At 57.8% G+C, this 14414-nt stretch carries 13 protein-coding genes and 2 pseudogenes; 10 read left to right on the forward strand and 5 right to left on the reverse strand.

Translation table 11 applies throughout. From position 1 onward, the window contains the following. The 3 genes and pseudogenes from yagF to N5C09_RS16375 all read right to left on the reverse strand — a co-directional run. Positions 1–688: pseudogene (gene yagF / locus N5C09_RS16365) on the reverse strand (xylonate dehydratase YagF); the annotation flags it as partial. A gap of 14 nt (positions 689–702) precedes the next feature. Then, positions 703–1611, reverse strand: coding sequence for a 2-keto-3-deoxygluconate aldolase (gene yagE, locus N5C09_RS16370; RefSeq protein ID WP_279749457.1), 909 nt, complete (start codon positions 1609–1611; stop codon positions 703–705). 205 nt (positions 1612–1816) lie between these two features. Beyond that, on the reverse strand, positions 1817–2269 hold the full coding sequence (locus tag N5C09_RS16375; RefSeq protein ID WP_279749458.1) for a YhcH/YjgK/YiaL family protein: 453 nt from the start codon (positions 2267–2269) through the stop codon (positions 1817–1819). A 676-nt stretch (positions 2270–2945) separates the two neighbouring features. Between N5C09_RS16375 and arcA the strand changes: the two genes are divergently transcribed. The 5 genes from arcA (at position 2946) to N5C09_RS16400 (ending at position 8128) form a co-directional block, all read left to right on the forward strand. Beyond that, entirely contained in the window at positions 2946–4166 is a 1221-nt protein-coding gene (arcA, locus tag N5C09_RS16380) for an arginine deiminase (RefSeq protein WP_008501384.1), read from the forward strand. A 9-nt stretch (positions 4167–4175) separates the two neighbouring features. Beyond that, on the forward strand, positions 4176–5087 hold the full coding sequence (locus N5C09_RS16385; protein ID WP_279749459.1) for a carbamate kinase: 912 nt from the start codon (positions 4176–4178) through the stop codon (positions 5085–5087). Positions 5088–5112: 25 nt separating this feature from the next. Then, on the forward strand, positions 5113–6117 hold the full coding sequence (argF, locus tag N5C09_RS16390; protein ID WP_107534550.1) for an ornithine carbamoyltransferase: 1005 nt from the start codon (positions 5113–5115) through the stop codon (positions 6115–6117). A 47-nt stretch (positions 6118–6164) separates the two neighbouring features. After that, on the forward strand, positions 6165–7568 hold the full coding sequence (locus N5C09_RS16395) for a YfcC family protein (protein WP_107534549.1): 1404 nt from the start codon (positions 6165–6167) through the stop codon (positions 7566–7568). Between the two features lie 80 nt (positions 7569–7648). Further along, positions 7649–8128 (forward strand): ArgR family transcriptional regulator, encoded by a 480-nt coding sequence (locus N5C09_RS16400; RefSeq protein ID WP_028015317.1) that lies wholly within the window; start codon positions 7649–7651, stop codon positions 8126–8128. Here N5C09_RS16400 and N5C09_RS16405 read toward each other — a convergent pair. Continuing rightward, positions 8125–8249, reverse strand: a pseudogene (locus N5C09_RS16405) (hypothetical protein). The gene N5C09_RS16400 and the pseudogene N5C09_RS16405 overlap by 4 nt on opposite strands. On the opposite strand from N5C09_RS16405, the gene N5C09_RS16410 reads away from it, so the two are divergent. From N5C09_RS16410 to gbpA, 5 genes are all read left to right on the forward strand, one after another. Continuing rightward, positions 8229–8333, forward strand: coding sequence for a pyrBI operon leader peptide (locus N5C09_RS16410; RefSeq protein WP_022646880.1), 105 nt, complete (start codon positions 8229–8231; stop codon positions 8331–8333). The pseudogene N5C09_RS16405 and the gene N5C09_RS16410 sit on opposite strands and share 21 nt — an antisense overlap. 34 nt (positions 8334–8367) lie before the next feature. Further along, positions 8368–9300, forward strand: coding sequence for an aspartate carbamoyltransferase (gene pyrB, locus N5C09_RS16415; RefSeq protein ID WP_063867237.1), 933 nt, complete (start codon positions 8368–8370; stop codon positions 9298–9300). 12 nt (positions 9301–9312) lie between these two features. Beyond that, entirely contained in the window at positions 9313–9774 is a 462-nt protein-coding gene (gene pyrI / locus N5C09_RS16420; RefSeq protein WP_010427352.1) for an aspartate carbamoyltransferase regulatory subunit, read from the forward strand. A gap of 73 nt (positions 9775–9847) precedes the next feature. Then, complete coding sequence (gene ridA, locus N5C09_RS16425) at positions 9848–10234, forward strand: 2-iminobutanoate/2-iminopropanoate deaminase (RefSeq protein WP_003863373.1); 387 nt, start codon at positions 9848–9850, stop codon at positions 10232–10234. A 139-nt stretch (positions 10235–10373) separates the two neighbouring features. Then, on the forward strand, positions 10374–11825 hold the full coding sequence (gbpA, locus tag N5C09_RS16430) for an N-acetylglucosamine-binding protein GbpA (protein WP_279749460.1): 1452 nt from the start codon (positions 10374–10376) through the stop codon (positions 11823–11825). 60 nt (positions 11826–11885) lie between these two features. Here gbpA and N5C09_RS16435 read toward each other — a convergent pair whose 3' ends face one another. Then, entirely contained in the window at positions 11886–14270 is a 2385-nt protein-coding gene (locus N5C09_RS16435) for a family 20 glycosylhydrolase (RefSeq protein WP_279749461.1), read from the reverse strand. Positions 14271–14414 lie beyond the last annotated feature (144 nt).

A 14414-nucleotide genomic window follows, 5' to 3' on the forward strand; every position in this document is an offset into this window, starting at 1 on the left:
CCGGCGACGCGCAGGCGCGACAGCCCAGCTCGGCGGCCTCCTGCAAGGAGAGCTCGTGGTTGGCGAAACGCGCGCCGATGGTCTGCACCTTACCCGCATCTTCCCCCACGGTCGGCGGCAGCGTCGCCCCGCCCGGCACCAGAATGGTCGGCAGGTCGTGCATCGAAGCCAGCGCAATCATGGTAGCGGGCAGCCCCTTATCGCAGGTGGCCACGCCGATCACCGCCCGGCGCGTGGGCAGGGAGCGGATCAGACGACGAAACACGATCGCCGCGTCGTTGCGGTACGGCAGCGAGTCGAACATGCCGTGCGTGCCCTGAGAGCGCCCGTCGCACGGATCGCTGACGAAGGCCGCAAACGGGATCCCGCCGTTGCGGGTGATCTCCTTCGCCGCCGCCTGCATCTGCATGCCGATCTCCCAGTGTCCGGTGTGGTAGCCCAGCGCAACCGGGCGTCCGTCCCCGGCGCGAATACCGCCCTGGGTACCGATAATCAGCACCTCTTTGCCGGTCAGCTTATTGACGTCCCAGCCCATCCCGGCGTTCTGCGTCATGCCGAACAGGTTGCCGCTGGGGGATTCCATCAGCATCTGCGGGGTCAGCGGCAGCGCGCCCTGCGGTCCCGCCGCATGGGTGATCACCGCATAAAACGCATCGTCCTGTGGGGTGAAAATTTTCTCAATGGTCATCGGTATCGTCCGGCTCAGCAGAGCTTGAGCTGTTGTAACAGGGTTTTCAGCTGCGCCTTACGCGGCTCGTCCAGCGCTGACGCGGGCGGTAGCACGTGCGTGGAAATCGGGCGGCCGCAGAGCACAATCGCCTCTTTAATGACGTTCACAAACGGCGTATCCAGCTGATACATCTGCGGGATTTGCAGCAGAGTCTGATGATACTCAGCCGCTTTCGCCACGTCTTTATCCCGCCAGGCTTTCAGAAGATTCACCGACACCTGCGGAGCAAAGTTGCCGCTGGCCGAAATCGCCCCGTCGCCGCCGAGCAGCAGGGTATTAAACAGATGATCGTCGTAGCCGCACAGCACGGTGAAGTGCGGATGAGCGGCTTTAACGGTGAGGATCATGCTGCGCAGGTGGGCGACGGAGTCGATGGTGTCTTTAATGCCAATAATATTGCTGCGCGAGTCGGCGAGGGTTTTGACCAGCGCCGGAGTCAGATCCTGCCCGGTCAGCGCCGGGAAGTTATAGAGCATCACCGGCAGCGCGACGCTGTCGGCCACCTGCTCGAAATAGCGGATCAGGTTAGCTTCCGACACCTTCCAGTAGTAGGGGTTGATCACCACGATGCCGTCCGCGCCCGCCTGCTGCGCGTGCTGGCTGAGTTCAATGGTTTCCCGGGCGTTGGTGCCGCCGGTGCCGATCAGCACCGGCACCCGACGATCGACGTGATCGATAGCAAAGCGGGCAATGGTCTTACGCTCTTCGGCGCTAAGCTGGGAGAACTCGCCGCCGCTGCCCAGGAAGAACAGGCCGTCAACGCCCGCTGCGATCAGATCGTCGATCAGCGCGGCGGTACCCTCCTTATCAAGCTGGCCGTCGGCGGTAAAAATGGTGGAGACAGGGGGAATGATCCCCGTGAACAACGCGGACTGCGGCATGAGATCTCCTTGTTGAATCATTTTGTTCTATATTATAGAACAGCGTTCATTAATTTAACGATCATACTATGACGCAGAAAAAGGGGAGGTAAATGGGAAGGGAAGAAGGAGTGTAGGAAGTTTAAGCTGGATCACATATTGTCCGCTAACCCCTCACCCCGGCCCTCTCCCCAAAGGGGAGAGGGTTAGGGTGAGGGGTAAAGAATTACTCCACCAGCATTTTAACAACCACTTTCCTGACCTTAGCAGGCTCCCCCACCGCGCACAGCGGCTTATGCACTTCGCCCGGGTAAAACACCACGAAATCCCCTTCGCTCAGCACCACGGTTTTCTCCTGCCCGCCTTCCGGCAGGAACGCGATGTCTTTGTCCGCCAGCCAGTCGGTGTCCGGGGTGCCGTGCGGCAGGGTGCTGAACGTCATCCCTTCCTGACCTTTCAGCACAATCTGGATATCCAGATAGCGCGCGTGGTACTCGGCGCGGCGCTCGGCGAAAGGCTGGGTCATGTCTTCTGACACCAGATAAAACAGGCGGTCGCCGTTGATGTCGTGCTTGCCGGTCGGCGTCGCGTCGGTAACGTGCGCCTTAACGTGCTCAATGGCCTGGCGCAGTTCTTCTGGTAGCCAGGACTGGAGATGATGAATGTTGCCCACGATCATGGTATAGCCCTCAAATTAAAACAGCGTTTCATTTCTATCTTTTATACGAAAATTGTTCTCCCCCCGCCAGCCCTTTTTAGGCAACTTTTGCGCAAGCGCATGTTTATCGGGAAATGTGTTAATTTGCTGTTAATCGCAGTCAGGCATTTATGCAGTGGTTATGCATAACCTCACCCGACTCTCGCCATTGAATCAATATAACCCATTGAAATTACAGCCTAAAACATAAAACCTGCGGCCACGTCACACTTTACCACTCTGGTTATTTCCTTTATAACGCCATAATTATTTATTGATTTTTCTTAAGTCCAAAATAGTTAATTGCATTAATTGCATAGCCATTCTTATCTTGATATTTTATCTTTTAAAATCAGAAGCATAACTAAATATGTCTAAATGTGCAATTCTACAAAATAATAACAACCTCAAATAATGCCACCCGTTTCCGCTTAGCTATTCATCCTTCGATAATAACAATTTAATCATTATCTGATGCGAATCATGCAAATGAAAACAAACGCCTTAATATCGTTTTTCGCGTGAGCAATGTCACAATAACCGTTATTTAAGCGCCTACTATGAATCACGAAATCAATTGAGCTTAGCCGCCATTTAATTAAACACATCACATGGCGCATGCCCTTTTTATTCTGAAAAAACAGTTAAAGGAATAATTATGGAAAAGCATTACGTCGGTTCTGAAATTGGTCAATTGCGTAGCGTTATGCTGCACCGCCCTAATTTAAGCCTGAAGCGGTTAACCCCCTCAAACTGTCAGGAGCTGTTATTTGATGATGTACTGTCGGTTGAACGGGCGGGTGAAGAGCATGACATCTTCGCAAACACGCTGCGCGAGCAGGGTGTGGAAGTCCTGCTGTTGACCGACCTGCTCACGCAAACGCTTGATATTGCAGAAGCGAAAGCCTGGCTTCTTGAAACGCAAATTTCCGACTATCGCCTCGGTCCAACCTTTGCCGGCGACGTGCGCGGCTGGCTGGCGGATATGCCGCACCGCGAACTGGCGCGGCGATTAAGCGGGGGATTAACCTACGGCGAAATTCCGGCAGCCATTAAAAATATGGTAGTGGATACCCACACGGCGAATGATTTTATTATGAAGCCGCTGCCGAACCACTTATTTACCCGCGATACCTCCTGCTGGATTTATAACGGCGTGTCCATTAACCCGATGGCGAAACCCGCCCGCCAGCGTGAAACCAATAATCTGCGCGCGATATATCGCTGGCATCCGGCATTTGCCGACGGCGATTTTATTAAGTATTTCGGCGACGAGAATATTAATTACGACCACGCCACCTTAGAAGGCGGTGACGTACTGGTGATTGGCCGCGGGGCGGTATTGATCGGCATGTCCGAGCGCACGACGCCGCAGGGCGTGGAGTTCCTCGCCAACAGCCTGTTTAAACACCGTCAGGCCGAACGCGTGATTGCCGTTGAGCTGCCAAAACACCGCTCCTGCATGCACCTCGATACGGTGATGACCCACATCGACGTGGACACCTTCTCCGTCTATCCGGAAGTGGTGCGCAAAGACGCCCAGTGCTGGACGCTCACCCCAGACGGACGCGGCGGCCTGCTGCGCACGCAAGAAACCGACCTGCTGCACGCCATTGAGAAAGCCCTCGGCATTAACCAGGTCCGCCTGATCACCACCGGCGGCGACGCCTTTGAAGCCGAACGCGAGCAGTGGAACGACGCCAATAACGTCCTGACCATCCGCCCGGGCGTGGTGATCGGCTACGAGCGTAACGTCTGGACCAACGAGAAGTACGACAAAGCGGGCATCACCGTGCTGCCGATCCCCGGCGACGAACTGGGACGCGGTCGCGGCGGCGCGCGCTGCATGAGCTGCCCACTGGAACGCGACGGAATTTAAGGAGCCATCATGGAACGAAAACCCACTCTGGTTGTGGCCCTGGGCGGCAACGCGCTGCTCAAGCGCGGCGAGCCGCTGGAAGCGGATATTCAGCGTCAGAACATTGAGCAGGCCGCCCGCACCATCGCCGGATTAACAGAACAGTGGCGCGTGGTGCTGGTGCACGGCAACGGGCCGCAGGTCGGGCTGCTGGCATTGCAGAACAGCGCCTACGACAAAGTGACGCCCTACCCGCTGGACGTTCTCGGCGCGGAAAGCCAGGGGATGATCGGCTACATGCTCCAGCAGGCGCTGAAAAACAATCTGCCGCAGCGCGAGGTGAGCGTTCTGCTCACTCAGGTAGAGGTGGACGCCGCCGACCCGGCCTTCAGCAACCCGACCAAATACATCGGCCCGGTGTACAGCGAAGCGCAGGCGAAAGCGCTGGCCGCAGAAAAAGGCTGGACGTTCAGGGCCGACGGCGCCTATTTCCGCCGCGTGGTGCCCTCTCCACAGCCGAAGCGCATCGTCGAGAGCGACGCCATTACGGCGCTGATCCAGCGTGACCACCTGGTGATCTGCAACGGCGGCGGTGGCGTGCCGGTAGTGGAAAACGCCAACGGCTATCGCGGCGTTGAGGCGGTGATCGACAAAGACCTCTCCGCTGCCCTGCTGGCGCGCCAGATCGAGGCCGATGCCCTGCTGATCCTCACCGATGCCGACGCGGTGTACCTCGACTGGGGCAAGCCGACCCAGCGCCCGCTGGCGCAGGTGACGCCGGAACTGCTTAAAGACATGACGTTCGACGCCGGATCGATGGGGCCGAAGGTCGCCGCCTGCCGCGAATTTGTTGAGGCCTGCGGCGGGATTGCCGGGATCGGCGCGCTGGCCGACGGCGCGGAGATCCTGACGGGCGAGAAAGGCACGCTGATTCGTAACTGAACTCTCATTTAAAAAGGATTTACCCATGACCATCAACCTGAAAAACCGCAACTTTCTTAAACTGCTGGACTACACCCCGGCGGAGATCCAGTACCTGATCGACCTTGCCATCGAGCTGAAGGCGGCCAAAAAAGCCGGGCGCGAAAAGCAGACGCTGGTCGGAAAAAACATCGCCCTGATCTTTGAAAAAACCTCCACCCGCACCCGCTGCGCCTTCGAAGTGGGCGCGTTTGACCAGGGCGCGCAGGTTACCTACCTCGGCCCAAGCGGGTCGCAGATCGGTCACAAAGAGTCGATGAAAGACACCGCCCGCGTGCTGGGCCGCATGTATGACGGCATCGAGTACCGCGGCTACGGCCAGGCCATCGTCGAGGAGCTGGGCGAGTACGCGGGCGTGCCGGTGTGGAACGGCCTGACCGACGAGTTCCACCCGACGCAAATTCTGGCGGATCTGATGACCATGCTGGAGCACTCCCCGGGCAAAACCCTGCCGGAGCTGAGCTTTGCCTACCTGGGCGACGCGCGTAACAACATGGGCAACTCCCTGATGGTCGGCGCGGCCAAAATGGGGATGGATATCCGCCTCGTCGCGCCCAAATCCTTCTGGCCAGAAGCCGGGCTGGTTGAGCAGTGCCGCGCCATCGCCAAAGAAACGGGCGCGCGCATCACCCTTACCGACGACGTGGAAGAAGGCGTGCACGGCACCGATTTCCTCTACACCGACGTGTGGGTCTCCATGGGAGAGCCGAAGGAGGCCTGGGCCGAGCGCGTCAGCCTGATGAAGCCGTATCAAATCAACGCGGACGTCATGAAGGCCACCGGCAACCCGAACGTCAAGTTCATGCACTGCCTGCCGGCATTCCACAACGAGCACACCAAAGTGGGCCGCGAAATCGAGGTGGCGTACGGCCTGAAGGGGCTGGAAGTGACGGAAGAGGTCTTTGAATCACCGAACTCCATCGTCTTCGACGAAGCAGAGAACCGCATGCACACCATTAAAGCGGTCATGGTGGCGACACTCGGCGACTAATCACCGCCCGGCGCGCCGCGGGGTGCGCCGGGTTTCAGGAGAACATCATGGGCAAGTTCAAGTTTCCCTCCGCTTACACCATTCTCTTTTTTCTGATTGCCGTGGTTGCCGTGCTGACGTGGATTGTTCCGGCCGGGCAGTACCATATGGCGATGAACGAGGCGCTCGGCAAAGAGGTGCCGGTCGCCGGCACCTATGCGCACGTGGCATCGCACCCGCAGGGGCTGGTGTCGGTGCTGATGGCCCCGATAGCCGGGCTGTACGATCCGGAGTCCGGCCAGGCCGGGGCGATCGACGTCGCGCTGTTTATTCTGATCATCGGGGGATTTCTCGGGATCGTCACCAAAACCGGGGCAATTGACGCCGGGATCGAGCGCGTCACCACTAAGCTGCGCGGACGCGAAGAGTGGATGATCCCGATCCTGATGGCGCTGTTTGCCGCAGGTGGCACCATTTACGGCATGGCCGAAGAGTCGCTGCCCTTCTATACCTTACTGGTGCCGGTGATGCTGGCGGCTCGGTTCGATCCGGTGGTTGCCGCGTCCACCGTGCTGCTCGGGGCGGGGATCGGCACGCTCGGCTCTACTATAAACCCGTTCGCCACGGTGATCGCCGCCAACGCCGCCGGGATCCCCTTCACCAACGGGATCATGCTGCGCATCGCGCTGCTGGTCATCGGCTGGATCATCTGCGTGGCGTGGGTGATGCGCTACGCCCGTAAGGTGCGCAAAGATCCGTCGCTGTCGATCGTGGCGGATAAACAGGAAGAGAACCGCGCCCATTTTCTCGGCAACAAGGGCGAGCAGTCCCTGGAATTTACCCCGGTGCGCAAACTCATCCTGGCGATCTTCGCCCTCGCCTTCGCGGTGATGATCTACGGCGTGGCGGTGCGGGGCTGGTGGATGGCAGAGATCTCGGCAGTGTTCCTCGCCAGCGCCATTATCGTTGGGCTTATCGCCCGCATGAGCGAAGAGGAGCTGACCTCAACCTTTATCAACGGCGCACGAGATTTGCTGGGCGTCGCGCTGATTATCGGCATCGCGCGCGGTATCGTAGTAATGATGGATAAGGGCATGATTACCCACACCATTTTGCACAGCGCCGAGGGGATGGTTACCGGATTATCGACGGTGGCGTTCATTAACGTGATGTACTGGCTGGAGGTGGTGCTGTCGTTTCTTGTGCCTTCTTCGTCCGGCCTGGCCGTTCTGACGATGCCGATCATGGCACCCCTTGCCGATTTCGCTAACGTCAACCGCGACCTGGTGGTTACGGCTTACCAGTCGGCGTCCGGCCTCGTTAACCTTGTCACCCCCACCTCTGCCGTCGTGATGGGCGGGCTGGCTATCGCCCGCGTGCCCTACGTGCGCTATCTGAAATGGGTCGCGCCGCTGCTGGGGATTTTGACGGTGGTGATTATGGTGGCGTTAAGCCTGGGCGCGTTGTTGTGATTTGCCGGATGGCGCTGCGCTCATCCGGCCTACGGATCGGTGCGGTGCCACCGGTTATTTCGGGAATTGATATGGGAACTATGATGGATTACGAAGAGTACTCTCCCAAAGAGCAACTACAGCTAACGGTCTGCCAGCGTCTGATCGCGGAAAAGAGCTATCTCTCTCAGGAAGAGATCCGCCGCGACTTGCAGGAGCGGGGTTTTGAGACCATCAGCCAGTCCACCGTTTCACGTCTGCTCAAGCTGCTCGGCGTCATAAAAATTCGCAATGCCAAAGGGCTAAAGATTTATTCGCTGAATCCCCAGCTGCGCCCTGCCCCCGACGCCGCGCGCACCGTCTCCGAAATGGTGGTCAGCGTGGAGCACAATAGCGAATTTATCCTTATTCATACCGTCGCCGGATATGGCCGCGCGGTGGCGCGTATTCTGGATTATCACCAGTTACCGGAAATTTTAGGCGTGGTGGCGGGAAGCAGTATCGTCTGGGTCGCGCCCCGGGTGGTGAAGCGTACCGCGCTGGTGCATAAGCAAATTAATTATTTACTCAGAATGCATTAATATTCATAAAGAACCGTTTGCATTGAGTAAAGCGTGCATTAAATCGCTTGATCCCAAAAACGAGGTGCGTATAATGGCCGACAATTTGCCGGGAGGAAGCATGGTCAAGCGTGTACGACATAACGTCTTACCGCGTCTGAAATCAGACGCTGGCCTGCCGTTTTTCTTCCCGTTGCTAAACCTATTCCCAGAGCCCCTCATTTGAGGGGCTTTTTTTTGCCCGGCGTCAGGAGATAAACATGAATCCGCTTTATCAAAAACACATCATTTCCATAAACGACCTCAGCCGCGAAGAGCTGGAACTGGTTCTGGAAACCGCGGCAAAACTGAAGGCCAATCCGCAGCCGGAGCTGCTGAAGCACAAGGTGATCGCGAGCTGTTTCTTTGAAGCGTCGACGCGCACCCGCCTCTCCTTTGAAACCTCCATGCACCGCCTGGGCGCGAGCGTGGTGGGCTTCTCGGACAGCAGCAACACGTCGCTGGGCAAAAAAGGCGAAACCCTGGCGGATACCATTTCAGTGATCAGCACCTACGTGGACGCGATTGTGATGCGCCACCCGCAGGAGGGCGCGGCGCGCCTGGCAACCGAGTTTTCCGGCGGCATTCCGGTGCTGAACGCCGGTGACGGCGCCAACCAGCATCCGACGCAGACCCTGCTGGATCTGTTCACCATTCAGGAGACGCAGGGCACGCTTGAAAACCTGAACATCGCCATGGTCGGCGACCTGAAGTACGGTCGCACCGTCCACTCCCTGACCCAGGCGCTGGCGAAATTTAGCGGCAACCGCTTCTTCTTCATCGCCCCGGACGCGCTGGCGATGCCGCAGTACATCCTCGACATGCTGGACGAGAAAGGCATTGCGTGGAGCCTGCACGCCAGCATCGAAGAGGTGGTGGGCAACGTGGATATTCTCTATATGACCCGCGTGCAGAAAGAGCGTCTGGATCCGTCCGAATACGCCAACGTGAAGGCGCAGTTCGTGCTGCGCGCCAGCGACCTCGACGGCGCGCGCGACAACATGAAGGTGCTGCACCCGCTGCCGCGCATCGATGAGATTGCCACCGACGTGGATAAAACGCCGCACGCCTGGTACTTCCAGCAGGCCGGGAACGGCATCTTCGCTCGCCAGGCGTTACTGGCACTGGTTCTGAATCGCGAATTAGCTCTGTAAGGGGAGACGACCATGACACACGATAACAAACTCCAGGTTGAAGCCATCAAGCGTGGCACCGTGATTGACCACATCCCTGCGCAGGTGGGCTTTAAGCTGCTGACGCTGTTCAAACTGACCGAAACCGACCAGCGCATCACCATCGGCCTGAACCTGCCGTCCGGCGAAATGGGCCGTAAAGATCTGATCAAAATCGAAAACACCTTCCTGACCGACGAACAGGTCAACCAGCTGTCGCTGTATGCGCCGGACGCCACGGTTAACCGCATCGACGATTACGACGTGGTGGGCAAATCCCGCCCGAGCCTGCCGGAGCGTATCGAAAGCGTGCTGGTCTGCCCGAACAGCAATTGCATCAGCCACGCCGAGCCGGTCTCCTCCAGCTTTGCAGTGAAAAAGCGCGCCAATGACATCGCGCTCAAATGCAAATACTGCGAAAAAGAGTTTTCCCATTATGTGGTGCTGGCCAACTAATTGAGGTTGGTAATGAAATCCCGGCTGTTATAATGGCCGGGAACATTCTTAACGCTGTAATTCTGGAGAAAAAATGAGCAAAGTACTCGCGACGGAAAATGCACCAGCGGCCATTGGCCCATACGTTCAGGGCGTTGATCTGGGCAGCATGATCATCACCTCTGGCCAGATCCCGGTAAACCCGAAAACCGGTGAAGTGCCGGCCGACGTGGCGGCGCAGGCGCGTCAGTCGCTGGAAAACGTGCAGGCTATCGTTGAATCTGCGGGCCTGAAAGTGGGTGATATCGTCAAAACGACGGTGTTCGTGAAAGATCTGAACGACTTCGCCACCGTTAACGCCACGTACGAAGCGTTCTTCACCGAGCACAACGCCACCTTCCCGGCGCGCTCCTGCGTGGAAGTAGCGCGTCTGCCAAAAGACGTGAAAATTGAAATTGAAGCGATCGCCGTACGTCGCTAATTTATTTCAATAAATAAAAGGCAGCGCTCGCTGCCTTTATTATTGCGACCATTTTTACTCTCTGTACGAAATGACATATTACTTGTCCGATTATTAGAATCCCCCCGCCTAGTAATATTCTCTTTTTTATGGATGAGTAATGAAACTTTCAAAAATCGCACTTGCGCTCGCAACATTGACCGTTGCGTCTTCCGCATTTGCCCACGGATATATTGAATCTCCTGCCAGCCGCGCCTATATGTGTAAGCTGGGTCAAAATATTGATTGCGGAGCCGTACAGTATGAACCGCAGAGCGTAGAGAAAACCTCCGGCTTCCCGACTGGGGCAGAGCCAGCAGACGGACACCTCGCCAGCGCGGGTATCTCACAATATTCTCAGCTGGATAAGCAGAGCCTGAATGCGTGGACTAAAAACCCAATGACCGCAGGCCCGCATGAATTTGTCTGGCACCATACTGCGCCGCACAAAACCACCAACTGGCGTTATTACATTACCAAACAAAACTGGGACCCAAATAAGCCGCTCACTCGCGATCAGTTTGAATTAACCCCGTTCTGTACAATTAACGGAAATAGCCAGGCGCCAGCCGTAACTAAATCCATGACCTGTAATGTTCCTGAGCGCACGGGCTATCAGGTCATTTACGGCGTATGGGAAATTGCAGATACTTCAAACAGCTTCTATCAGGCTATCGACGTTGATTTCGGCAATGGCGGCAACGTGACCCCGGACGAAACGCCTGCGATCGTATCCGAGTGGAGCAAAACCCTGAGCGGCCAGATTGCCGGTAATAACCTGAACGTGGGTGATAAGGTTATCGCACGCTTCTTCGACGCCCACGGCGAAGTGACCGCCATGCGCACCGAGATGACCATCGGCTCTGCTGAGCAGGGCGACGCTAACCAGTGGTCCTACGATCTGGCGCAGAAGATCAACACCGCGCAGCACGACGTGCGCGTCGGCGTGAAGGATGAGGCCGGTGACATCAGCCCGGTTCACGGCGCCAACAGCGTCTTCGTGAAAGACGGCAGCACCTTACAGTCCGTTGCTATCTCTTATGAAGAGCAGAAAGCGCAGGTGAGCGAGAGCATCGCCGTTACCGATCTGCAATACAGCAAAATCGAACATGGCAACGCGACCGTGACCTTCCACGTTAACACCCAGGGCGACGTGAATTTTGAAGCACACGTGATGAACCACCACGGTGCGGAAAAAGGCTACCTGAAGCAGGACATGAACAACAGCAATCAGGACGTCACCATGACCCTGACCGACGTGACCGCCGGCCACCACATGCTGAAATACTACGCGACCAATAAAGACGGCACGATGTTCGCGCAGGACGTACTGAACCTGATGCTGGAAAGCGATGCAGCCGCGGACAGCACCGGCCACCACGACTTTACCTTCCCTGACAATATCGCGTCTTACAAGGCAGGTACCGTGGTGCTTCAGCCTAAAGACGGTAAGACCTACGAATGTAAGCCTTTCCCGTACAGCGGCTACTGCGTGCAGTACAGCCCAACCGCAAACCAGTATGAGCCAGGCGTTGGCGCACACTGGAAAGAGGCATGGGTTCTGAAGAACTGAGTAGCCTTTACGCCCGGCGGCACTTCGTTTGCCGGGCCTACACGCCACCGGGCATGTGTGTTACTGATTCCGCGTGGCGCGTAGCAGCGTCTCCAGCGGATAGACCGCCGCAATCACCACTTCGTCCTGAATCTTCGCCGCGCTGTCCAGCTCGCTCTGGATCGAGGCTATCTCTTTGTCGTCCAGCGTCCCCTGACGCGCCACCAGATCCGTCAGCCTCAGGCCAATCGAGGCCAGCTTATCCACCTCCTGAATCACCGGCTTAATAGCCTTCAGCTGATAGCTGTTTTCGCTCAAGGCCAGCACGTCGCTGGTGTTGTTCTGCCAGCGGTTAAAGACGTGGCGCAGCGCCTCGGCGCTTTCCGTGTCTTCCGCGTCGCTGACCAGACGGTCGGCCCATTTATTCATCTGACGCACGGTAGCACTTTCAGCGTTTAGCGCGTCCGCGAGCCGGTTAAGCGGCTCGAACTGATGATAGTTTCCGGCCTGGAACTTGAGATGCTGGCGGGTGTAATACTGCGCCGGCTCGAGCGCCTGAGCGAGGATTTGCAGCGGCAGGGTATCCGCATTATTTGCCAGCCGCGTGAACTGTACCTGCTGCTGGGTATGCTGCTGTAGCCCAACCGACACCGTGGACCAGCTGTCCATCGCCTGTAGCCGGGTATACATGTTGTCGACGTCGTTCACGTCCTTCGCCGACCACAGCCGCTCCGCCACCGCAAAGGCGCGCGGCCACAGGCGGATATCCAGCACCGGCGCGACCACGTTTTCCGCCCACAGCGCGGCTTCACCGCCGAGCAGATTGGCCTCGTTCGCCGGGTCCGGCACCACGGACGGTATGCCTTTTGGCACCTCGTCCAGACGCGTTCCGTCAATCGGGTAGCGCGCGTTGCCCACCAGGAAATAACCGCTGAGCTTATCGTTCGCAACTGAAACGACCGGGCGCGTTTCACCCATCCAGGTGTCAACGGTAAACGTCACCTGGTTGTCGCCTCGCCACTGAATGTTATTCACCGCCCGACGCGATTTCCCGGCAAAATCAATGAATCCGCGCCAGCCAGCATCGCCTTTCACCAGCGTAAAGCTGCCTTCCACCGGCTTGCCCTTCAGGCGCGGCATGGAGAAAGTCCAACTCTGAGCGCTGTCGGTGTCCGCTATCACATCCACGCCATTCAGCCCCTGCGGCACGATTTCGTTGCGGTAGTGATAGGCGGTGGACTGCGGCTGGTCGAGGTAGAAGCCGGTTGAGAGAATGCCCTTATAGCCGTTCTGCGCCACCTGCCCCAGCGCGTCCTGCCCCTGCCAGGACTGGATCAGAATGCTTTTCGGCAGATCGGGATGGTAGATCTCGTCCCAGCCGACCATCTGGCGGTGGTGCTTCTCAAGGATCGTCTCCAGCTTGCGGTTGAAATACGCCTGCAACGCGTGGCTGTCCGCCAGTTTGTTGTCGCGCATAAATCGCTGGATCGCCGCGTTCGCCTTCCACTGGCTGTCGTCCACTTCATCGCCGCCGATATGCAGATACGGATCGGGGAAGATCGCCGCCAGTTCGCTGACCATCGCGTCGGCAAAGGTGTAAGTCGCCTCTTTGGTGGGATCCAGCACCGGCTTCAGCACGCCCCAGTGGCGCTCCATGGCGTACGGCCCCGGCGCGCTCATCAGTTCCGGATAGGCGACGGCGATCGCTGAGGCGTGGCCCGGCATATCGATCTCCGGCACCACGCGTATGCCGCGTTCGGCAGCGTAACGCACAATCTCGCGCATCTGCTCAGGGGTGTAGAACAGCCCGTCGCTGGCAAGCTGGGTTAATTTTGGATAACGCTTCGAGGTAAAGCGCCAGCCCTGATCGTCTGTCAGATGCCAGTGCAGGACGTTGAGCTTAGCCGCGGCCATACCGTCGATCTGGCGTTTGATATCGGGTATCGGGATGAAATGGCGCGCCGAATCGAGCAGCAGCCCGCGCCACGGGAAGCGCGGCGAATCTGCAATGGTAACCCACGGAATCGAAGTGTTTTCGGCACCGTTCTGCATCAGCTGGAGCAGGGTTTCCATTGCGCGCAATGCGCCAAAGCGGGTGTTAGCGGAGATGTTCACGCCGTTGGCATCGACCTTCAGCGTATAGCTTTCATCGCTGTCCGGCAGCGGCTGCGGCTTCACCTTTTTAGCGATGGCGATGCGGATGGTCGGCTTGTCAGGTTTTTCGGCCTGCGGCTGTAGCGTCCAGCCGGTTTGCAGCGCAATGCGCTGGCGCAGGCGGTTGACCGCATCCCCCAGATCGTCGCCGCTGACGCTCACGGAGAGTTGATTGTTAAGCACCAGCGCGCCCTGAGTCGTCGGGCGTTCCACCTTCGCAGGCCAGGGCATCAGGGGAAGGTCGCCTGCCGGCGCGGCAAAAGCGGAGGCGCCGAGCATAAGCCCGGCGGTTAAGAGACTGTACCGTAACATGAATGATCCTTATCTGACGGGCCAAATAAAGGCAAAACATTCTGTTAACATGCGTACAAATTGTCGTCAAGCGAATGCGCCGACGGAGATCACAGGTTGTTGAATTTGGGAGGAAAGCCAGATGCCGGGTGGCGGCTTCGCCTT

Origin of the sequence: Enterobacter sp. GD03975 (genome assembly GCF_029838645.1) — a bacterium.
Taxonomy (GTDB): domain Bacteria; phylum Pseudomonadota; class Gammaproteobacteria; order Enterobacterales; family Enterobacteriaceae; genus Enterobacter; species Enterobacter quasihormaechei.